At 57.2% G+C, this 19,335-nt stretch carries 19 protein-coding genes; 8 read left to right on the top strand and 11 right to left on the bottom strand.

The annotated features are described in order from the left end of the window. The first annotated feature begins 121 nt into the window (after positions 1-121). A complete protein-coding gene (locus C0U40_RS11570; protein WP_101655947.1) occupies positions 122-742 on the top strand; it encodes a helix-turn-helix domain-containing protein in 621 nt (206 codons plus the stop codon). Here C0U40_RS11570 and C0U40_RS11565 read toward each other — a convergent pair. The 3 genes from C0U40_RS11565 to C0U40_RS11555 are packed head-to-tail and all read right to left on the bottom strand — an operon-like array spanning position 730 to position 3,213. Next, positions 730-1,119: a RidA family protein gene (locus C0U40_RS11565; protein ID WP_101655946.1), complete on the bottom strand. Its 390-nt coding sequence runs from the start codon at positions 1,117-1,119 to the stop codon at positions 730-732. The genes C0U40_RS11570 and C0U40_RS11565 overlap by 13 nt on opposite strands. Before the next feature lie 56 nt (positions 1,120-1,175). Continuing rightward, a complete protein-coding gene (locus tag C0U40_RS11560; protein ID WP_101655945.1) occupies positions 1,176-2,588 on the bottom strand; it encodes an amidase in 1,413 nt (470 codons plus the stop codon). Beyond that, positions 2,575-3,213 carry a helix-turn-helix domain-containing protein gene (locus tag C0U40_RS11555; protein ID WP_101655944.1) on the bottom strand — a complete coding sequence of 213 codons (639 nt, stop codon included), beginning with the start codon at positions 3,211-3,213 and terminating at the stop codon, positions 2,575-2,577. Before C0U40_RS11555 ends, C0U40_RS11560 begins: the two co-directional genes overlap by 14 nt. Before the next feature lie 71 nt (positions 3,214-3,284). Here C0U40_RS11555 and C0U40_RS11550 point away from each other — a divergent pair, with 71 nt between their 5' ends. The 5 genes from C0U40_RS11550 to C0U40_RS11530 all read left to right on the top strand — a co-directional run bounded on the left by C0U40_RS11550 (position 3,285) and on the right by C0U40_RS11530 (position 7,673). After that, on the top strand, positions 3,285-4,604 hold the full coding sequence (locus C0U40_RS11550) for a TRAP transporter large permease (protein WP_101655943.1): 1,320 nt from the start codon (positions 3,285-3,287) through the stop codon (positions 4,602-4,604). Between the two features lie 30 nt (positions 4,605-4,634). After that, a complete protein-coding gene (locus tag C0U40_RS11545; RefSeq protein WP_101655942.1) occupies positions 4,635-5,615 on the top strand; it encodes a TRAP transporter substrate-binding protein in 981 nt (326 codons plus the stop codon). Then, positions 5,612-6,109, top strand: coding sequence for a TRAP transporter small permease (locus tag C0U40_RS11540; protein ID WP_101655941.1), 498 nt, complete (start codon positions 5,612-5,614; stop codon positions 6,107-6,109). Before C0U40_RS11545 ends, C0U40_RS11540 begins: the two co-directional genes overlap by 4 nt. Further along, entirely contained in the window at positions 6,109-7,062 is a 954-nt protein-coding gene (locus tag C0U40_RS11535) for an ornithine cyclodeaminase family protein (RefSeq protein ID WP_101655940.1), read from the top strand. The genes C0U40_RS11540 and C0U40_RS11535 overlap by 1 nt, the downstream gene beginning before the upstream one ends. 71 nt (positions 7,063-7,133) lie before the next feature. Further along, entirely contained in the window at positions 7,134-7,673 is a 540-nt protein-coding gene (locus C0U40_RS11530; protein ID WP_101655939.1) for a carboxymuconolactone decarboxylase family protein, read from the top strand. Here the strand turns inward: C0U40_RS11530 and C0U40_RS11525 are convergent. The 8 genes from C0U40_RS11525 to C0U40_RS11490 all read right to left on the bottom strand — a co-directional run bounded on the left by C0U40_RS11525 (position 7,670) and on the right by C0U40_RS11490 (position 17,178). Next, positions 7,670-8,596 (bottom strand): AEC family transporter, encoded by a 927-nt coding sequence (locus C0U40_RS11525; RefSeq protein ID WP_101655938.1) that lies wholly within the window; start codon positions 8,594-8,596, stop codon positions 7,670-7,672. The genes C0U40_RS11530 and C0U40_RS11525 overlap by 4 nt on opposite strands. 43 nt (positions 8,597-8,639) lie before the next feature. Then, positions 8,640-9,809 carry an acyl-CoA dehydrogenase family protein gene (locus tag C0U40_RS11520; protein ID WP_101655937.1) on the bottom strand — a complete coding sequence of 390 codons (1,170 nt, stop codon included), beginning with the start codon at positions 9,807-9,809 and terminating at the stop codon, positions 8,640-8,642. A gap of 12 nt (positions 9,810-9,821) precedes the next feature. Then, positions 9,822-10,622, bottom strand: a complete 801-nt coding sequence (locus C0U40_RS11515; protein ID WP_101655936.1) for an oxepin-CoA hydrolase, alternative type — start codon at positions 10,620-10,622, stop codon at positions 9,822-9,824. Between the two features lie 2 nt (positions 10,623-10,624). Continuing rightward, on the bottom strand, positions 10,625-11,671 hold the full coding sequence (locus tag C0U40_RS11510) for an acyl-CoA dehydrogenase family protein (RefSeq protein ID WP_180957682.1): 1,047 nt from the start codon (positions 11,669-11,671) through the stop codon (positions 10,625-10,627). 10 nt (positions 11,672-11,681) lie between these two features. Then, on the bottom strand, positions 11,682-12,860 hold the full coding sequence (locus C0U40_RS11505) for an acyl-CoA dehydrogenase family protein (protein WP_101655934.1): 1,179 nt from the start codon (positions 12,858-12,860) through the stop codon (positions 11,682-11,684). A gap of 84 nt (positions 12,861-12,944) precedes the next feature. Beyond that, a complete protein-coding gene (locus C0U40_RS11500; protein WP_101655933.1) occupies positions 12,945-13,970 on the bottom strand; it encodes a TAXI family TRAP transporter solute-binding subunit in 1,026 nt (341 codons plus the stop codon). A gap of 14 nt (positions 13,971-13,984) precedes the next feature. Then, positions 13,985-15,904 carry a TRAP transporter permease gene (locus C0U40_RS11495; protein WP_180957681.1) on the bottom strand — a complete coding sequence of 640 codons (1,920 nt, stop codon included), beginning with the start codon at positions 15,902-15,904 and terminating at the stop codon, positions 13,985-13,987. 2 nt (positions 15,905-15,906) lie between these two features. Beyond that, positions 15,907-17,178, bottom strand: coding sequence for an acyl-CoA dehydrogenase family protein (locus C0U40_RS11490; RefSeq protein ID WP_101655931.1), 1,272 nt, complete (start codon positions 17,176-17,178; stop codon positions 15,907-15,909). 93 nt (positions 17,179-17,271) lie between these two features. Between C0U40_RS11490 and C0U40_RS11485 the strand changes: the two genes are divergently transcribed. Beyond that, complete coding sequence (locus C0U40_RS11485) at positions 17,272-18,486, top strand: CaiB/BaiF CoA transferase family protein (RefSeq protein WP_101655930.1); 1,215 nt, start codon at positions 17,272-17,274, stop codon at positions 18,484-18,486. Beyond that, positions 18,483-19,331: an IclR family transcriptional regulator gene (locus C0U40_RS11480; RefSeq protein WP_101655929.1), complete on the top strand. Its 849-nt coding sequence runs from the start codon at positions 18,483-18,485 to the stop codon at positions 19,329-19,331. The genes C0U40_RS11485 and C0U40_RS11480 overlap by 4 nt, the downstream gene beginning before the upstream one ends. Positions 19,332-19,335 lie beyond the last annotated feature (4 nt).

The raw sequence follows: 19,335 nt of genomic DNA, 5'->3' as shown, positions 1-19,335 counted from the left end.
CTATCGGTGGATTTTCAAAAAGCAACAAAAAATTATCGTATACGAAAATAGTTTCCCTTTTAGTGGAACTCCGTTATTGTTCTACGACCATCCACTCCGCCTGTTCAGAGGGACCAATCCGATGACCACACCAAATGATTTGGGGGCCCGCCTCAGACATTTGCGCAAGGCCCACCAGTTGACACTGAACGGTCTTGCACAGCTTTCCGGCGTTTCGGTTTCGACCATCTCCAAGATCGAAAACGGGGCTTTGTCCCCGACGCTTGATAAAGTGCTGCGCCTTGCCGACGGGCTGGAGCTGACCGTCGGGCAGTTGATCGGCGAGGACGACAGCGCTGGTGCGGTACAGGTGCCCAACAGCCGTTTTTCACCGTCACGCGCGGGCGATGGCGTTGTGATAGACACGCCCAATTACGTCTACCGCTATCTTTGTTCCGATCTGACCAACAAGCGGATGGTCCCGATCCACGCAAAGATCAAAGCGTCTTCTCTGGCGGATTTCGGCGCGCTGGAGAAGCATGGAGGCGAGGAGTTCCTTGTTGTGATCAATGGCGAAGTTGAGGTCCATACCGAGTTTTATGCGCCGGTTACACTGAAAGCGGGTGAGAGTATCTATCTCGACAGCACCATGGGGCACGCCTATCTGAGTGCGGGTCCGCAGGACGCCGAGGTTTTCTGCATTTGTACAGAACCCCAGCGCTTGCAGACTGGCGAACCAGCGGAGCCCGATCAGGCCGGTTGATGGGCGATAAATTCGATTTCGACCACGGCACCGGGAACCATCAGGCCCGAACAAACCGCCGAGCGCGCGGGCGGATGGGACGGGAAATATTCCGCATAGGCGCGATTAAACGCTGCGAAGTCTGCCGTGTCCGTTAGCCAGATGGAGGCCTTAACGACCTGTGACAGATCCGAACCGGCCTCTGCCAGCACCGCTTTCGCGTTCTCGATACACTGTTTCGTCTGGGCCTCGATCCCTCCCTCAACGATCCGTCCGTCCGGACCGAAACCAAGTTGGCCCGACAGCATCAACAAATCACCAACCTTTACAGCTTTTGACAGGGGAACAGGTGTTCCGTCCGGCAGTTTTACAGTTCCGCCGATGGTTTCAATTGGCATGACCCAATCCTTTCTTATTTCGTTGTTGCAGTTTCATAGAATGGCGTGACCGTCGTTCAATTGGCGACAGTCTTCCAGTCGGAAGCGGCTTCAATTTGTGCTGCAAGTTGTAGTAGTTTCCCATCCTGCCCGAAGCCGCTGACCAGTTGTACACCGATAGGCATACCTTCAGCGGTTTGGTGCACGGGCAGCGATATGGCCGGTTGGCCGGAGGCATTGAACGGCACCGAGAACGGGCTTTTGTCCAAAACCAGATCAACAAAGGCGTCGAATTCAATATCCTGATCCAAATGCGCCACACCAAGGGGTTGCGCAGCGCCGTTGGTCGATGCGGTTAACAGGATGTCATATGTGTTGAAAAATGCTGACATCTTGCGCACTTCGGTATTCACGACAGCCGCCCGTTGCAGGTAGTCGTGCAGCCCGACTTGCGCAGCATAACGCATGGACTTGCGAGTCATCGGTTCAAACCCTTCCATCGGACCTTCACAGAATTCCGGCGGGAAGAATCCGGCAAGCGAACTGACAAGCAATCGGAAGGCATTGGAGGTCAGGGTTTCAAAATCAAAATCTGGCCTTGCCTCTTCAACCGAGTGTCCAAGGTCGGTCAGAAGTTTCGCGGTATGTGTAACTGCAGCAGCACTGTCCGGATCAATAGATTTTCCGTCGAACCTGTCGGTCAGAAAACCGATGCGCAACGGGGCAGGGGCGGACTTGCAAAGGGCTTCAAAGCCTCCTGCGGGTGCTGGTGTGAAATAGGGGCATCCGGCATCCGGCCCGGCTGTTATGTCCAAAAGGACAGCGGTATCGCGGACGGTGCGGCTGACCGCATGTTCATGGCTCATCCCGAAGTTCGGATCGCCGCGGTGGGGGCCGATTGCGTTGACGCCCCGTGTCGGCTTCAACCCGACCAATCCGTTAAAGGCAGCGGGAATGCGGATCGATCCGGCACTGTCTGTGGCATGGGCAGCGGGGACCATGCCGCTGGCGACTGCAGCCCCTGCACCGCCCGACGAACCGCCCGCGCTGCGGTCAAGGTTCCACGGATTGCGGGTCGCCCTCCATGCGCGGCTTTCGGTCGTAATGGTCAGTCCGAATTCGGGAGAGGCTGTACGGCCTAAAAGGGCGATACCCGCGTTTCGCAGCCTTGAAACCGTGGTGGAATCAAACCCCATGTCAGTTCCGACAAATTTTTCGCTGCCATTCGACAGGGGCATCCCTTTGACCGGTGCGTGTAAGTCCTTGATCAGATAGGGCATCCCTGTAAAGCGGTCTGCCTTGTCGGTTTTATCCAAATGGTCGAGCGCTTCTTCAAACCGCGTCAGAACCACCGCGTTCACAGCTTCATTTCGGGATTCAATTTCGCGGATTGCAGTTTGCAGGATCTCGCGGCGGGACACATCGCCTTTCGCAGCAAGTTCGCTTAACCCAACCAGATCCTGAGAGACCCATTCTTCACGATTTAGCATTCAAATATTCCTTATCCATTGAAGCACCGGAAACAATATTGAGGATCACCGCGTCTTCCTCGCTGACCGAAACATAGCAATGGGCCATGACCGCATCGTAATAGACGCTGTCCCCTGCATTCAGTCGAATCGGCTCATAAAGATCGGTGTAAAGATCGACAGCGCCGCTCAGAACGATGACCAGTTCTTCACCGGCATGGCGGATTGGCGCCTTGAATTCGGAGAACTCCCGCGCGCGGACTGTCGCATAAGTGGCGTCTATCAGGCGGTTCTTCAACTGCGTGGCAATCGGGTTGAACAGGTAATGCCCTGCGTCCAGATCGGGCAGGTCGTCCTTGCGACAAACGGCAAGCCGTCCCAACGGGGATGGTTTCGGTTCCATTGCCGACGCCCCGTCCAGAATGGAAACGATATCGGTCCCCAGTCCCTGAGCCAGCTTGAGCATCACATCGTAGGTGGGCGAGAGGTGGGAGTTTTCGATTTTGGAAATCGTTGAAACGGCCAGTCCACTGGCATCGGACACTTGCTGGAGCGTCAGGTTCTGACTGCGCCGCAGGGTCTGTACCATTGCACCAAAAGCAGCGCGCTTGTTTTCCAGAGGGATTTCAGGTTTGCCAGTCGCCATTGTTTTTTCCGATAAGAAAATTCCTTGACTTTTTTCCTATCGTAAAATCATTCTGCAATCAAGGAGATGATATGGGCTGGATAATTTTACTGATATTTGCGCTTGCCGCAGTATTTTCGGGCGTGGCGATAAGCTATATCGCTGGCGCCGCTGCTGTGCTGGCCTTTGTGCTGACGGATCATAGCGCATATTTGGGGATTCTGCCCCAGAGAATTTTTAGCCAGATAGATGTGTTCACCTTTCTGGCGATGCCTCTGTTCATCCTTGCGGGTGAAGCGATGACCAAGGGTGGTGTCACGCGGGTGCTGATCGATCTTGCAATGCTGGGGGTCGGGCGGCTGAAAGGCGGGCTCGGTTATGTGAACATCGCTTCCAGTGTTTTCCTTGCCGGTATTTCCGGCTCGGCGGTCGCGGATGCAGCGGCTACAACCAACACGCTGGTGCCTGCGATGGTGGAAAAAGGCTATAAGGCGGATTTCGCTGCGGCGCTGACAGCGGCAAGCTGCGTGATCGGGCCGATCATCCCGCCAAGCATTGTATTCATCTTTTACGGCGCGTTGATGAATGTCTCTGTCGCAGCCCTGTTTGCCGGCGGGATCGTGCCCGGTCTGCTGATGGCATTGTTTCTGTTCGCTTACAACTTCTGGATCGCACGGCGGGAAAACCACCCCGGTGGAACAGGAGAATCACTGCCTCCTGTCTTGCCCACACTATTGCGCGCGCTGCCGGCACTTCTTATCCCTGTCACCATAGTCGCAGGGATTGTGTTCGGCGTAGTCACCCCGACTGAAGCCGCAGCCATTGCTGTCGCTATCACGCTCGTTCTTGTGTTTTTCTACGCATTGCTGAACCGTCACGGCCCCCGCCGTGCCCTGATCGACACTGCACGGCTGACGTCGGAATCGGTTGAACGCACAGCCATGCTGACCGGCTCCATCTTCATGATCCTCTTCGCTGCCGCTGTCTTTGGTTATCTGATGGGCATCCTGCGGGTGCCGGATCAGATCGCCTCTCTGGTGCAAAGCGCGGGGCTGACCAGCACATCCTATTTCCTGCTGGCCAGCGGCATCATGTTTGCTGCCGGAATGGTGATGGATGTGTCCATGGCACTGGTTCTGCTTGTGCCGGTTCTGATCCCCGCAGCAATCGCAGGTGGCGCCGATCCTGTGCATGTCGGGGTGGTAAGCTGCCTGAACCTGACGCTTGGGCTGATTTCGCCTCCGTTCGGAGGGTGCCTGATGGTGATTTCTTCGGCCAGTGGTGTGAATTACCTGCGGCTCAGCCTTGCGATCCTGCCATTCCTGCTGGTGCAGATCGCACTGCTGGTCCTGCTTATTCTTGTCCCCGACCTGACGCTCGCACTTCCGCGGGCCTTGGGTCTTATCCGTTAATTCAAACAAAACAAACAACAGGAGAGTACTATGAAAAGAACCCTTATTGCTGCAGCAACCCTGCTGCTGACCAGCGCGCCCGCCTTTGCGCAGGAAATTAAAATTGCGGTTGGATGTCCGCCCGTAGCGGCCTGTTCCGATTATGTTTACGCAGAAGATCTGGCTGCAAGCCTGAAGGAACAGGGGCTGGAAGCCAATGTCTTTACCGGTGGCGCCCTTGGGAAAGATCCCGAAGTGGTGGACCAACTTAGTCAGGGGCTTTTGCAATTCGGTCTGACGAACTTCGTTATGATTAACGAGGTGGATCAGAACATCCTCGGCTTCCTTGCGCCTTACATGTTCGATGATATGGAGCACTTTTTCAGAGCGACCCAAGATACCGAAAGTGAACTTCTGAACGGGGTCAAAGCCTCTATGGAAGCGCAGGGCATCAAGATAGCCGGTTTGCCGGGGCTTGGCGGTACGATGGGTGTATTTAATGCCAAAACACCAATCACCAAAGTCGAGGATATGGCCGATCTGCGGTTGCGGGCGATTGATTCCACACAGATCGAACTGTTCAAGGAATGGGGCGTGCAGGGCGTCGTGGTCGACATGCCGGAATTTGCCGGTGCGGTGCAGCAGGGTATCGTGGACGGCTACTTCAATCCGCCGGTTGTCGCGCTGATATTCCGCCACACAGAATTCCTGAAGCATTACACAAACATCGGTGCAGGTACGCCGTTCCGTTCTGCGCTGATGTCGGCAGACTGGTATGCGGATCTGGATGACGAAACCCGCGCCAAGGTAGACACGGCTGTCGCAACAGCCAATGCCAAGAACCGTGAATGGACCATCAAAGCCGCCGCCGGTGAGCTGGAAGGCCTGAAAAAAGCAGGCGTGACCGTTTCCGAACTGGAGCCCGAGGCCTACGCCGACCTGAAGAAGCGCAGCGCCGAAGCCTATGAAGCTTTGATGCCTGCGGGATCGGTCGACGATTTCCGCGCACTGGCAGAGTCGACCCGTCAATGAAAGCGATAGAACAGGCAAGCGCGGCAGTAGACCGCGTTTGCCTGACCCTTGCCAAACTTGCTCTCGGGGCGATGGTTGTGACCGTTTTGTTGCAAATCTGGGCGCGTTACGGGTTTGACTTTCCCTTCACGTGGACCGAGGAACTTGCCCGCTATCTGATGATCTGGGCGGGATTGCTTGGTGCAACCTGTGCGTTCAAACGCAAACTCGATCCCCGGGTGGTGACGCCAAAAGAAACAGGCTCGGCCACTCTACGTTGGACCCGACTTGGCATCTCTGCACTGGCTATCGGAATTTTTCTGCTGCCGGTGCTCTATTATTCCTTTTACGGGCCGAATATGAACTTTGAACGGGGTTTTCTGTGGCGCAGCAGCAACCGTTTTTCCCCCGGCCTCGGGGTGAACATGGCATTGGTGGGCAGTGTTGTTCCGTTAAGCTGCGGGATCATCCTTTTACACCTACTCGCCCAAATAACCGAAAGAAAACAACGCTAATGGCCAGTCCTGTGTTTCTCGACGCGCAAAAGCTCGCGCAGTTGATCACCTTTGCGGATCTGTTTAATCCGCTGGAGAAAGCGATGATCTCTGTGTCGCGCGGGGCGGCCAGCCATCCCCCCCGTTTTGCAGCACCCGTCAATGAGAAGGGGCGCATCGGGGTGATGTATGGCAGCCTCGGGACACCTGCGGTGCACGGGGCAAAGATCCTCAGCCTGTTTCCGGAAGCCCCCGCAATGGGCTTGTCGAGCCATCAGGGATTTGTCTCCCTCTTTGACAGCGAAACCGGCAGTCCTCTGGTCATCTGTGATGCGGACCGGATCACCGCGATGCGCACTGCCGCCATGTCAATGGTTGCCACCCGCGCCTTGGCGCGACCTGACCCAAAGGTTATTACTGTTTGTGGGGCGGGCGAGCAGGCCGAATGGCACGTTCGTACATCTTTGCACTGTTTCAGTGGAGCAAACATTCGCATCTGGGCTCGACGGGTGGAAAAAGCGCGTGCCCTCTCCGAACGGTTCTCAGGCCAGTCCGGCCGGATCAATGTTATCACCGATCTGTCAGAGGCAATCAGGGGCGCCGATGTAATACACACGACGACGGCCTCCCGTACTCCGTTTTTGTCGGGCGACCTTCTGGAAGCCGGACAACATATCAACCTTGTCGGGGCGAGCCTTGCAGACAGTCGCGAGATTGACGATGCGGCCGTGGCGCGATTGAACGCTTTCACGGATTCTTGCGAAAGTGCCAGCCGTGAAGCAGGTGAATTCATTGGTGCCCGTCAGGCGGGCGTGATTGATGAGAGTTACCGCATTACCGAAATCGGAGCGGTACTGGACGGGAAAGCGGAAGGGCGGAGAAACGATGCAGAAATCACCGCCTACAAGTCCCACGGGTTGATCGTGCAGGATCTGGTTGCCGCTTACGCAGCCTACAAACGCAACAGCTCCTAACTTCGAAACATCGCATTTTACTTGGCTGCAATCCGCGGTAGGACTGCGGTCGGACGACGAAAGGTAGACCCATGACACATTCGCCCTGCCCCCCTGTTCCGGACGCGGACTGGCCTGAAGAAATTGCCGATCTGAGGGAGGATTTTGCAGGTAAGCTGAACGTCTATCGTACCATGGCCCATCATCCCGAACTGCTCGCGGCTTGGGCGCCGTTACGTCAGCACGTGGTAAAGGACAGCCACCTCGGGCCGGTTCGTTCCGAGGTGGTGATCCTGCGCACCGGTGTGCGGCTTGGTTCGGATTACGAATGGGCCCATCACGTCAGCCGCGCCCGCGCGCTTGGCATGGAAGACGCCCGCATCGCTGCGATCCGCGATATGCCCCAAGGGGAAGATGGCTTGATCGTGCGTGCAGTGGATGCCTTGATCGACGATAAAAAACTGTCTCCGGCGCAAGAGGCTGAACTGGCAGAGGTAATCGGGCGCAAGGCGGTGATCGATCTGATCGCGACCGTCGGATTCTATTCGGTTCTAGGCTATCTTTTGCAGACTTATGATACGCCGATCGACGATGAAATCGCCGCGGAAATGGCCCATTATCCGCTGGACTAATTCAGTACCATAGCGCCGATCGCCAGGGTCAGGGGAATGGTGAAAAATGCCAGCGCGGTTTGCACGGTGATGATTGCGTTCATCACTGGCACATCGCCACCAGTCTCTGTGGCCAAAGCAACCGAGGAGGGCGCTGTCGGTACCGCAGCAAAGAGCAGCAGGATCATCATCTCCTGAAAGCCGAGCCCGAAGGGCATCAGCAGGACAAACAGCGGGAACAGGACAAACCGTCCGACGATCGACAGACCAAGTGGAGCGATGCCCGCGCGCAACCCGCGCACCCGCAAACCGGCCCCGACACACAGCAGCATAAGCGGTAGGGCCACCGCGCCGAGCATAGCCGTTGTATCGTGCAGGATCGGAATCCGGTCTTCCACCAGAAAATTGACCGCCAGACCGGCACTGATAGACAAGATGAACGGATTGTGCAGCAGGTCGCGGCAGACCTGTTTCATCATGGAATGTTCTTTCGTGTCGGCCTTTAGCATCAGCAATGCCGGAACGATCGACAGGTTTGTAACCATTGCCAAAACCGCCGAGGCCAGCGCGGCCAGTGACAGCCCCTCAGTACCGTAGAGGTTTTCTGCCAGAGCAAGCGCCATGAATGAATTGTGCCGAACGGCCCCTTGTAAGGCGGACCCGCGTGTCGGGGCGGGGGTCCGCAGCCAGCGGGTGATTACCAGAATAATCGCACCTACGATGAAAAATGCCCCACAAAGCGTGATGGAAAACGGCACCATCAGACCGATATCAATGTCGGCGGTGGACAGCTTGTAAAACAGCAGGGACGGTATCAGTACCCAATAGCCAAGCCGCGCCCCGTGTTTCCAGAAGGACTCTTCCACAAGATTGATCCGCCGCAGCAGGTTCCCCATGATGACCAGTACAAAGACCGGTGCGATGGCTAGGGCCAGTTCGCTCACATCATACCTCGGTGGGTTGGCCTGCCATGGGGAAGTCTTGTCGTCACGCTACACTGTCTTCTTTACGCCTGCGCTGCATCTGGCGCACGATATTCAACTGATGGATCTGGCTTGTACCTTCATAAAGACGGAACAGGCGCACGTCGCGGTAATAGCGTTCTATGGAACTGTGGTCGGCGACATATCCGGCGCCACCAAACACCTGAACGCAGCGGTCTGCAACCCGTCCGCACATCTCTGATGCAAAATATTTACAAATAGACGCCTCAAGCGCGATATCCTTGCCTTCGTCCCGCGCCCGTGCAGTTGACAGGACCAGTTGACGGGCGGCCTCAATCTCGGCGCGGCAATCGGCCAGCAGGGCTGCAACCAGTTGGAAATCGACGATCTTCTGGCCCGATTGCTGACGGGTGCAGGCATGATCCATCGCCATATCCAGCATCCGGATCGCAGGGCCGGTACAAAGGGCTGCCAGATGGATGCGCTGTTTGTTCAGCACTTTCATCGCAGTCTTGAATCCGGTGCCTTCGGTTTCCCCCAACAGGTTTTCTGCGGGCACGATGCAGTCCTTGAAATAGACCTCGCCAACGGGCGATCCGCTCTGCCCCATCATCTTGTAAGGCGCACCTGTGGACAGGCCTTCAAAGCCTCGTTCCACAATGAAGGCAGACACGCCTTTTGCGCCCTTGCTGTCCGGATCGGTGCGCGCGAATACAGTGAACACATCCGCAATCGGGGCGTTGGTGATGTAGCGTTTCATGCCGTTCAGCACGTAATGATCCCCGACACGCCGCGCAGTGGTTTCGATGTTGCTTGCCTCTGAACCGGCGTTTGGTTCGGTCAGCGCCAGACAGCCCGTCAGTTCCCCTCGCGCCATAGCGGGCAGGTATTTTTCTTTCTGCGCATCCGTCCCATCCGCAACCAGTGCTTCAGAGCCGATCCCTGTGTTGGTGCCAACGCGGGCGCGGTAGGCCACGGCACATTGGGACAGTTCCATCGCGCCCATGACCAGTTCCTCGGTGGTCAGGCCCAAGCCGCCATATTCTTTCGGGATGGACCAGCCGAAAAAGCCGCGTTCTGCCATGTCTGCCACAATTTCAGCGGGGACTTCATTGGCCTCTGCCACGCGGTCTTCGTTCGGATGGGCCACATCGCGCACCCAAGCGTGAACATCTGCCAGCAACCTGTCGAGCTTTTCCGTGTCGGTAATCATATTCGCCCCCTGTTATCCCTGACCTGCAAAATCCGGTTTCCGCTTTTCCAGAAATGCAGCCAAACCTTCGGCGGCTTCATCCCCGTAGCGGGCGGCGTTGATGCCTTTGGCTTCCAGCACCAGTTGACTGGCAAGATCGTTATGGGGTGCGGCGGCGATTTCCGCCTTGATAACCGCCATCGCTCCAACCGCGCCTGCGGCCAGTGAAGTGGCCAGTTTCGTTGCGGCCTCCAGCGCGCCGCCCGTTGGGGCAATACTGTTTACGAGGCCGAGATCATGCAGACGGGTCGCCTCCACAGGGCGCCCCGTGAGGCACATTTCAGAAACAAGCTGACGGGGCAGGCCTTCGCTCAGGAAATGGGTGACGCCGCCATCCGGTGCCAGCCCGACCTTGACATAGGCCACAGTGAATTTGGCGTCCTCTGCTGCAACGATCATGTCACAAGCCAGCGCAAGTGAGGCCCCCGCCCCCGCCGCACCGCCTTCAACCGCGGCGATAACAGGTGTGGGGCAGTGGCGGATCGACAGGATCATCGAATTCAGCGCATCCGTGTTGCGGGACACATCCGCAAGGCTGCTTTCAGCGCTTTTGCGCAGGTTGGCGATATTGCCACCGGAGCAGAAAAACCCGTGGAGTCCGGTCAGCACGATCGCGCGAACGCTATTATCGGTGCCAGCATTGATAATTTCTGTTTGCAGCGCCTTATAAACCGGTGGCGAGATGCTGTTTCGGGTTTTTGCGCCGTCCAGAGACAGGATCAGAACGCTGCCGTTCCGTTCGGTGCGGACTTCGGTTTCGGGTGGGGTGCTCATGTTCAGGCGACGTCCTTTTCTTGTCCTGTTATATTCAGTTCCGCACGTGTTTCTTCTGCGATCAATCGTGCAAGCCTTGCGCCATGGCTGGCGCTACTGCCGTTCAGAAGGTCCGCCACAATCACCCGTTTGGCCAACGCACCAAGCGGATATTCTTCGGTCACACCGATGCCGCCGTGAAGCTGTATGGCCGAGGCAATACAATCCCGCATCCGCCCGCCAAGATAACGTTTCACGGATGAAACAGCTCGCATCCGCATCGCGACATCGTCACTGTCACAGGTTTTCGCAGCCAGATGGACCAGAGACAGAAAATGCTCGGTGTCGTGGTAAATATCCACCATCGCGTGTTGCAAAGCCTGAAAGCTGCACAGGGTTTTGCCGAACTGCTTGCGGGTTTTCAGATACTCTTGCGTCATGTCCCGAATCGCGCAGATTGCGCCCAGTGCATCTGCCGCAAATGCCATCGCGGCTGCATCACAAAGCCATGCGTGCAGGCCGGGAGTTGGTCCGCCGACGGACCCTTGCGACAATTCTACCTGCTGAAAGTGAAGATCTGCCGCACCGCGCCCGTCAAGCAGTTCATAAACCTCAAGCGACAATCCCTTGGCGTCAACAGGTAGGGCAACAAGGCGATCATCGGGAAGACACAACAGCAGTGTGTCCGCCACATCAGCGCCGGGCACGACGTTGACGGAGCCGGTCAACCTTCCGTCTGCGAGGTGCAAGTTGGTATCCGCAAGAGCGAGGCAAATTTCGCCGTCCGGCACAGTTGGGGCCGCGGCGCCAGCGCGGGTCAGGGCCAGACCGGGCAGGGCGGCGGCACCGATCAGCGGTTCGGGGGCGCCGCTGGCACCGGCTTCCGAAAGAACCGCAACCAGATCGGAGCAACCCGCGCCGAATCCGCCCAAGTCTTCAGGCCATGTCAGGCGCAACAGTTCTAGTTCGCCCAGTTCCTCCCAAACGCTGCGCGGTTCACCGGCGGCGGCAAACACTTTGGCGAAGCTGTCTGCAATCATTTGTTGTTCGCTGTTGGGTGCAAAATCCATCATGCTCTCCTCAAAGCCCGAGTGTCTGTTTGGCGACGATGTTTTTCATCACCTCGCTGGAACCGCCAAAGATTGTGAAGGCGCGGGAGGTCAGCCAGCCGTGTATGCCGTAATCGTCCCCGTTTCCGCCGCCTGCAGCACGATCCGCCCGCCACGGGGCGGCATCGGCACCGGCTGCTTCCATTGCCAGTTCCTGAATCCGCTGCTGGATTTCAGAGCCGCGCAGTTTGAGCAGGGACGACAGCGGGCCGACCTCTCCTCCCGGTTTGATACCGGCCAGCATGCGCAGGTTGGTGACTTCCTGCGCCAGAAAATCCGCTTCCAGATCGGCCAGTTTCGCACCGAATACCGGATCGTCAATCAAAGCCACGCCGTCAATTTTTCGATCCCGCGCCAGCCGTTTAAGGAGGGACATTTCGGCCTTGCTCTGCCCGACATTGGCGATGCTGACCCGCTCATTGCCCAGCAGGAACTTCGCACAGGTCCAGCCCCTGTTCTCTTCCCCGACCAAAAGATTTGTGGGGACTCGCACGTCCTCAAGAAAGACTTCGTTCACGTGATGATCGCCATCGATGGTGCGGATCGGGCGCACGGTTACACCGGGGCTGCTGAGGTCGATCAACAGCATCGAAATTCCGGCTTGGGGTTTTTCCGCCTGCGGGTCGGTGCGCACCAGCGTGAACATCCAGTTGGCGTGTTGTGCTGTCGTCGTCCATGTTTTCTGACCGTTCACGATGTAATCATCACCGTCCCGCACGGCGCGGGTTTTGAGGCTTGCCAGATCGGAACCGGCGCCGGGTTCGGAAAACCCCTGACACCAGTAATCTTCGGCAGAAAGGATGCGGGGCAGGAACCTTTCTTTCTGTGCGTCCGTACCAAAGCGCATCAGAACGGGACCGATCATCTTCAGTCCGAAGGGGCGCAGACGCGGGGCGCCGGCCATCATCGCTTCGGAGTCAAATATATATTGTTGCATTGGCGTCCAGCCGGTGCCGCCATGTTCAACCGGCCAGTGGGCCGCGACCCAACCTTTATTCGCAAGGATTTTGTGCCAGCGGATCATCTGTTCCCAGCTGTGACGCTTGAAGTTGAAAAAAGTATCCGACAGTTCCTGTGGCAGGTGGGTGTCCAGAAAGGCGCGGACTTCATCGCGAAACGCGATATCCGCTTTGGTGTAGAAAAGTTCCATGTCCGGTCTTTCAGCAGGCTTGGGGCGGTCAAAGGGTTCCTGTGGCACAGACTGCGCCACAGGGATGAATTGCGGGGAGAGGTATTATTTCGCTTCCGGCGGGATCAGGTCTTCGGGAACCTCGACACCGATTTCGCGGTAGTATTTCAGTGCACCCACATGCAGAGGCGCATTCATCTGGTTCAGCGCGTTTTCCGGGGTGATGATTTCCATCCATTTGGCTGCAGCAACCAGATCGGCGCTGTTTTCAAAGATGGATTTTGTGATGTTGTAGGCAACTTCCTCGGACATCCATTTGTTGGTGCCAAGCCCAACGATGGAGCTGACCATTCGCACCGGTTCCTCGTTCACCTGACCGGAATATGTGCCCGGCTGAAGAAAGTCGAACTCCCGTCCCGGAACGTTAGAGGCGGCTTTCACTCCGTCACTTTCGATCTTGTCGTCCGGAATGCCAAGCACACGGAATTTGCCAAGGGCGGACAACTGCTGCAGTTCCGAACTCGGGATCGGGGTAGGTACAAAGTAGACATCAAGCTGACGGTCCTGAAAGGCCTGCTCGGCAGAAGCCCAGTCAAGGTTCACCGGTTCGAAATCGGCATTTTCCTTAAACCCTGTTACACCTTCGATGACTTGCGTGATCACGGTGCGGCCTGCACTGGAAGGCGGGCCGATAAAGACTTTCTTGCCTTTAATATCCTGCATGCTGTTGATGCCGGAATCCGCCCAGGTGATCCCGTGATAGGCGCCAAGCGGATAGTTCATGATGCTGCGCAGGTTGCCAAAGAGCTCTGGCGCGTTCGCCATGTCCTTATACATCCGCGTCCCGTTTTTCAGGTAGCCGTTGATGGATACCGCCGTTACGAACAGTTCAAGCTGCTGGTTTGCGGCCTCTACAGCCTGACGGACTGCAGACGATCCTGTCGAAAGCTGTGTTGAATATCCGTGTTCTTTTTTGATGATCTGCGATGCAGCGATAGAGAACACTGTCGTTGGCGAAGCCTGCCCGAGTGACGCCATGCGCAGGGTTTCCGCCTGAGCCGCGACACCGGCGAGCAGCAGACCCGCTCCGGTGGCCACCGCCATCGCTGTGGTTTTGATCGTATGTTTCATCCTTAAATTCCTCCCTAGGATTTGATGTTAGATGTTGAAACTGCGGCACCGTTCCCATTGGTGCCGATGCGCCCTGGCAGAACCAGCACCCCGATGGCGATCAGGATCAGCGCGTATTGAAGAAGTGGTATCTGCACCACCAGACCGGCGGCGATTGCGATGCGCAGGATACGACTGGCCGGTGTCAGGCGCTCGGCGGCGAAACCGACGAGGCCGGTGTTCAACAGCCAGATTGCAAGGGCCAGTGCCACGCAGACCCGCAGGAAACCGACGGGATCAAACTCCCCGATCAGCAGAAGCGACGGTTCGTAGACAAAGATAAACGGGATCACAAAGCCGACCAGTGCAAGGCGGACCGCCACAAATGCGGTGCGCATCGGATTGGATTGCGCAATCGGGGCCGCCGCAAAGGCGCCGATTGCCACCGGCGGTGTGATCGCGGAGAGCACGCCAAAATAAAAGACGAACATATGCACGGCCAGTGTCTCTGCGCCGAGTTTGGTCATGACAGGTCCAAGCACCAGCACAATAATCAGATAGGCGGGCAGGGTCGGCATCCCCATCCCAAGCACAAGGCAAGCAAATGCGGTGACGAGGAGGGAACCGAACAACCATGTCTCACTGAAGGTTGAGATGATAGAGGCAAAGGTCAGGCCAAGCCCAGTCAGGTTCAGTACGCCAAGGATGATGCCGATACAGCCAACTGCTACCAGAATGGCCGCGCAGGACTTGCCTGCCTTAGCCGCAATCTGGAAATAGCGCGTCAGGTCGCGGCGGTTGTCCTTGCGAAACAGTCCGAGCACGAGCGCAAGGATCACCGCAACGAAACCGGCCATTGCAGGGGAACGTCCCGTCACCAGCACAGCCACAATCGCAAGGATCGGCAGGGCAAATTGCAGGGACGCGATGTAATCGGCGCGGTTCAGGCGGATGCGTTCTTCTTTCGGGATCGGCTGGATGCCGTAAGCCGCCGCCTGCACCGAAATCGCTGCAAACAGGGAACCGTAGAAAAACAGCGCCGGGATCAACGCGGCGAGCGCGATTGTCACGTAAAGCTCGCCCGTCAGATCGGCCATAAGAAAGGCCGCTGCGCCCATGACCGGTGGAACTATTTGCCCGCCGGTAGAGGCAGCGGCTTCAATTCCGCCGGCCATCGCCGGAGAAAACCCGCGCCGCTTGATCATCGGGATGGTAAAGGACCCGGAGCCGACAACATTGGCCGTTACACTGCCGGACATGGACCCGAACAGCGCACTGGCAACAACTGCGGAATGTGCCGGACCGCCGCGTGTGCCACCTGTCAGCGCGACAGAGGTGCGGATCAGCGCATCGCTGGCGCCGGTACCTTCAAGGATCAGACCGAAGACCACAAAGACCAGCACCACACGGATCACAACGCCGGTCGGCATGCCAAAGACACCTTGATAGCCGTACCAGATATTCTGCATGGCACGGTTCACATCCACGCCCGCGTGGTTCAGGAAACCGGGCAAGACATAGCCGTAAAAACAATAGGCCAGCATCAGCGCGGCAATAATGACGATCGGCAGACCGAACAGCCTGCGGGTTGCCTCTAGCAGCACAACGCAACCGCCAAGAGCGATCCATGCGTCATAAGGCGTGAAGATATAAAAGGTCAGAGCGGTCAGTCGCTCTACTTCGGTGAAGCGTATCGCAGCCACAATGACCAGCGCGATAAGCGCCATATCGATAACGCCCCCGAAGATGCGTTTGGCTTTTGGGGCGTCCGGTTCTGTAAACAGCGGATTGGCGAGAAGCGTAATCACGACCGCTGCCCCAAGCAGCATGTTGCGCCCGAATGCGATGTCCCACGGGCCGGCATAGGCAACATAGACGGATTGGGCTGCGAGCAGTGCCGATAGAATGGCTGCAATGAACAGGGCGATTTTTCTGGGGGTTAGGGATCTGGTCATGGTCATTCCGCCGCTTTCATCTGTGCTTTTGCAATCTCGGGGACTGTAACATAGGGACTGGTCGCGATGGTCCAGTCCGGCTGCGGTTCGGTGCGAAAGATCTGGCGCAGGTGGACTTCGTCCGGCCCGTCACCGATGCGGAACCAGCGGGCATAGGTAAAGGCGTGGTGGATCGGCACATCATCCACGCCGCCCATGGCTCCGAAAATCTGCAAGGCGCGGTCGGCAATTTTCTGAAGCATGTTGGGGACCGAAACCTTGATCATGGAAACGGGCCGCCAGCTTGCCTTTTCGCCGCCCTGATCCAGCAGCCAAGCAGCGTGTTGCACGGCCAGCCTGTTCATATCGATTTCAACCCGCGCTTCTCCGATCCAGCGCTGGGTCGTGTCGTAATCAATAACGCTGCGCCCGAAGGCTGTGCGCTCCCGTGCGCGGGCAATCATCAGTTCAACCAGCATTTCTGCCATACCGATGCAGCGCATGGCATGATGAACCCGCGCCGGCCCAAGGCGAACTTGCGCCCCTTTGAACCCTTTGCCCCGTTCGCCAAGCAGGTTGCTTGCAGGAACTACAACGTTTTCAAGTTCGATCTGCGCGATGGGGGCGACGTGGTCCTCCCAGCCAAGATAGCGCAGGTTGCGGGTGATATTTACGCCCGGCGTGTCGGTCGGAACAATCACCATGCTTTGCCGCGCAGTGCGGGCCGCATCGGAATCGCTGACCCCCATGACGATCAGGAAGGAGCAGTCAGGATGGCCGCCGCCTGTGGCAAACCACTTGCGCCCGCTTATCCGGATCTTATCCCCCTCAAACTCCATCCGTGTACCGATGTTTGAGGCATCCGAAGAGGCTACATCCGGTTCGGTCATGGCAAAGGCGGAACGGGTGGTGCCTTCCAGCAAAGGATCCAGCCAACGGCGTTTTTGCGCGGGTGTCGCCAGAGATTGCAGCATCACCATATTGGGCACATCAGGGGCCTGACAGTTAAAGACTTGTGACCCCCAGGGCAGTTTGCCCATGATTTCGGCCAGTGGTGCAAATTCCAGATTGCTCAGGCGGTTGCCCGGCTCGGTTTCCGCGAGTTCGGGAAGGGCGAGGTTCCACAAACCTTCGGCGCGGGCTTTGCGGCGCAATTCCGGGAGGAAATCGGCTTCTCTGCCCTCGCGGATCACCTGTTGGACCCAATCCCCGTGGCGGGGCAGGACCTCTGCGTTGAAGAATCGCGTAACGCGCTCCTGAAAATCAAGCGTTTTCTGAGAATGTTCGAAGTTCACAGCCCCCTCCCAAGGTTTAATATTCGTACTTCTTGACCTATATATTTCAAATATCGTAACGTTTGTCAAATACGTTTCATTTGGAGGAAAGAAATGACGACTACTGAAAAAGGGTCCGGGCCGCTCTCCGGTCTTCGCATTCTTGATATTGCCACGATTATTGCCGGTCCTATGGCGGGGTCTCTTATGGCGGATTTTGGCGCTGAAGTGGTAAAGCTCGAACTCCCCGGAGTTGGCGACGGTCTGCGCGGCTTTCCTCCGTTCAAGGAAAACAAATCCCTGTGGTGGAAGGTAACGAACCGCGGCAAACGCCACGGCACGCTTGATCTGCGCAAGCCGGACGGGGCGAAGCTGTTCCTTGAACTGGTGGCGCAAAGTGATGTTCTGATTGAAAATTTCCGCCCCGGCACATTGGCGCGCTGGGGGCTTGATATTGATACACTGTGGAAGGCCAACCCCAAACTGGTGGTTCTTCGCGTAAGCGGCTACGGGCAGGATGGACCCAATGCCACCCAACCCGGATTCGCGCGTATCTTCGAGGCTATGGGCGGGCTGACCCATATCACCGGCGATCCGGATCGTGCGCCTGTCCACACCGGTTATCCGCTGGCCGATTCCATCGGCGGAATCTTCGGTGCTTTTTCCATCTGTGCAGCGCTTCTGAAGGTAAAGCTGTCGGACAAGGACGAAGGCGAAGAGATTGATCTCGCGCTGACAGAGGCTGTTTTGCGCACGCTCGAATCACTGGCGATCGAATACGACCAACTGGGCGATGTGCGCGAAAGGGTGGGAAACAAGAACACCTATTCCGCACCTTCGGATGTCTATATGACAGCGGACAAGCGTTATGTTTCTCTCGCCGGATCGACCAATCGCACTTTCCGCTACAACGCAACTGCGATCGGTCAGCCCGAGCTGGTTGACGACGAACGCTTTGCTACGAATGCGGCCCGCGTTGCCCATACGGCAGAGCTGGACCGGATTTTTGGCGGCTGGATTGCATCCCATTCACTGGAAGAGGTTCTGGCCGCGTTTCACAAGGCTAACGGCACCATTGCCCCTATATACAGCATCGACCAGATTTTCGAGGATGCCCAGTTCAAGGCCCGCAATGCAATCGTTCCGGTTGAGGACGAGGATTTCGGAGAGGTCCGCATGCAAGGACTTGTGCCACGGTTCCGAAATGCCCCCGGAGAAATCCGCTGGGCTGCGAAATCGCTGGGAGCAGACAATGATTACATCTATAATAGGTTGTTGAACCTGACCGAACAGGAAATAGAGAAATATCGGGAGCAAGAAATCCTTTGACGGACAGCAAGACGATCCTCAACCAATGGGCGGATGAAGGCGAGGTAGAGCCGGAAGCATCTTATGCAGTCGATCATGCGCTTTCGTCCACTTTGATGCGCGGGCTGGAGATTCTGGCCCTGTTCAACGACAGTGTGGATCGTCTTTCAAATGCGGAAATTGCCCGTCAGTTGGGGTTGAACCGCGCGACGGTGTCGCGGCTGTGCAAAACCCTGATCCACATGGGGTATCTGCGGCGTGATCCGAAGGGGCAGTTCCTGCTGGCACCGCGCATTCTGGCTTTGTCCTATCCGGTGCTGTCGGCCACCCGCTGGCGGCACCAGCTCGTCGGGCCGATGCGGGAAATCGCGGAGATGAGCTCGGGGAACTGCACACTGGCAGTGATTTCGGGCGACCAGTTTGTGCAGGTCTATTCGGTCGGGAACCCGACCAGCTTTCCCCACGTTCCCGAACCGGGCATCACCGGCCCGCTACATCGGTCTGCGAGCGGGCGGGCGTTGTTGTCCTTGCTGGAAGGGCAGGATCTATACGATATGCTGGCCAATCTTCGCCACAACTTCCCCGATGAATTCGAGGAACACTCCAGTTTGACAGCAGATGCGATCACACGGTGTCGTACCGAAGGATTCTGTGCATCCTACGGGGACTGGCGTCCTAATATCGTCGCATTGGGTACACCGTTGGGGAAGACGTCTGACGGTCTTTATGTGGCGCTTGCCTGCGGTCTACCCCGTTTCAGTGCACGGGAGGATTATGTCGAGAATGATCTTGGTCCGCGTATGGCCAAAGCTGCAGATTCGATCCGAATGACCGGCTTGTTCGAGTCGCCCTTTTTTCTGAAATAGCAGC

This window comes from Neptunicoccus cionae, from assembly GCF_002860325.1.
Classification (GTDB): domain Bacteria; phylum Pseudomonadota; class Alphaproteobacteria; order Rhodobacterales; family Rhodobacteraceae; genus Amylibacter; species Amylibacter lutimaris.
The sequence above is the reverse complement of the archived record's forward strand: the minus strand, read 5'-3'. Positions and strand labels throughout refer to the sequence as shown.

Excerpts from the sequence above, each read along its gene's own strand:
- C0U40_RS11570 (WP_101655947.1), top strand. The coding sequence starts at position 122 with ATGACCACACCAAATGATTTGGGGGCCCGCCTCAGACATTTGCGCAAG.
- C0U40_RS11565 (WP_101655946.1), bottom strand. The coding sequence starts at position 1,119 with ATGCCAATTGAAACCATCGGCGGAACTGTAAAACTGCCGGACGGAACA.
- C0U40_RS11560 (WP_101655945.1), bottom strand. The coding sequence starts at position 2,588 with ATGCTAAATCGTGAAGAATGGGTCTCTCAGGATCTGGTTGGGTTAAGC.
- C0U40_RS11555 (WP_101655944.1), bottom strand. The coding sequence starts at position 3,213 with ATGGCGACTGGCAAACCTGAAATCCCTCTGGAAAACAAGCGCGCTGCT.
- C0U40_RS11550 (WP_101655943.1), top strand. The coding sequence starts at position 3,285 with ATGGGCTGGATAATTTTACTGATATTTGCGCTTGCCGCAGTATTTTCG.
- C0U40_RS11545 (WP_101655942.1), top strand. The coding sequence starts at position 4,635 with ATGAAAAGAACCCTTATTGCTGCAGCAACCCTGCTGCTGACCAGCGCG.
- C0U40_RS11540 (WP_101655941.1), top strand. The coding sequence starts at position 5,612 with ATGAAAGCGATAGAACAGGCAAGCGCGGCAGTAGACCGCGTTTGCCTG.
- C0U40_RS11535 (WP_101655940.1), top strand. The coding sequence starts at position 6,109 with ATGGCCAGTCCTGTGTTTCTCGACGCGCAAAAGCTCGCGCAGTTGATC.
- C0U40_RS11530 (WP_101655939.1), top strand. The coding sequence starts at position 7,134 with ATGACACATTCGCCCTGCCCCCCTGTTCCGGACGCGGACTGGCCTGAA.
- C0U40_RS11520 (WP_101655937.1), bottom strand. The coding sequence starts at position 9,809 with ATGATTACCGACACGGAAAAGCTCGACAGGTTGCTGGCAGATGTTCAC.
- C0U40_RS11515 (WP_101655936.1), bottom strand. The coding sequence starts at position 10,622 with ATGAGCACCCCACCCGAAACCGAAGTCCGCACCGAACGGAACGGCAGC.
- C0U40_RS11510 (WP_180957682.1), bottom strand. The coding sequence starts at position 11,671 with ATGGATTTTGCACCCAACAGCGAACAACAAATGATTGCAGACAGCTTC.
- C0U40_RS11505 (WP_101655934.1), bottom strand. The coding sequence starts at position 12,860 with ATGGAACTTTTCTACACCAAAGCGGATATCGCGTTTCGCGATGAAGTC.
- C0U40_RS11500 (WP_101655933.1), bottom strand. The coding sequence starts at position 13,970 with ATGAAACATACGATCAAAACCACAGCGATGGCGGTGGCCACCGGAGCG.
- C0U40_RS11495 (WP_180957681.1), bottom strand. The coding sequence starts at position 15,904 with ATGACCAGATCCCTAACCCCCAGAAAAATCGCCCTGTTCATTGCAGCC.
- C0U40_RS11485 (WP_101655930.1), top strand. The coding sequence starts at position 17,272 with ATGACGACTACTGAAAAAGGGTCCGGGCCGCTCTCCGGTCTTCGCATT.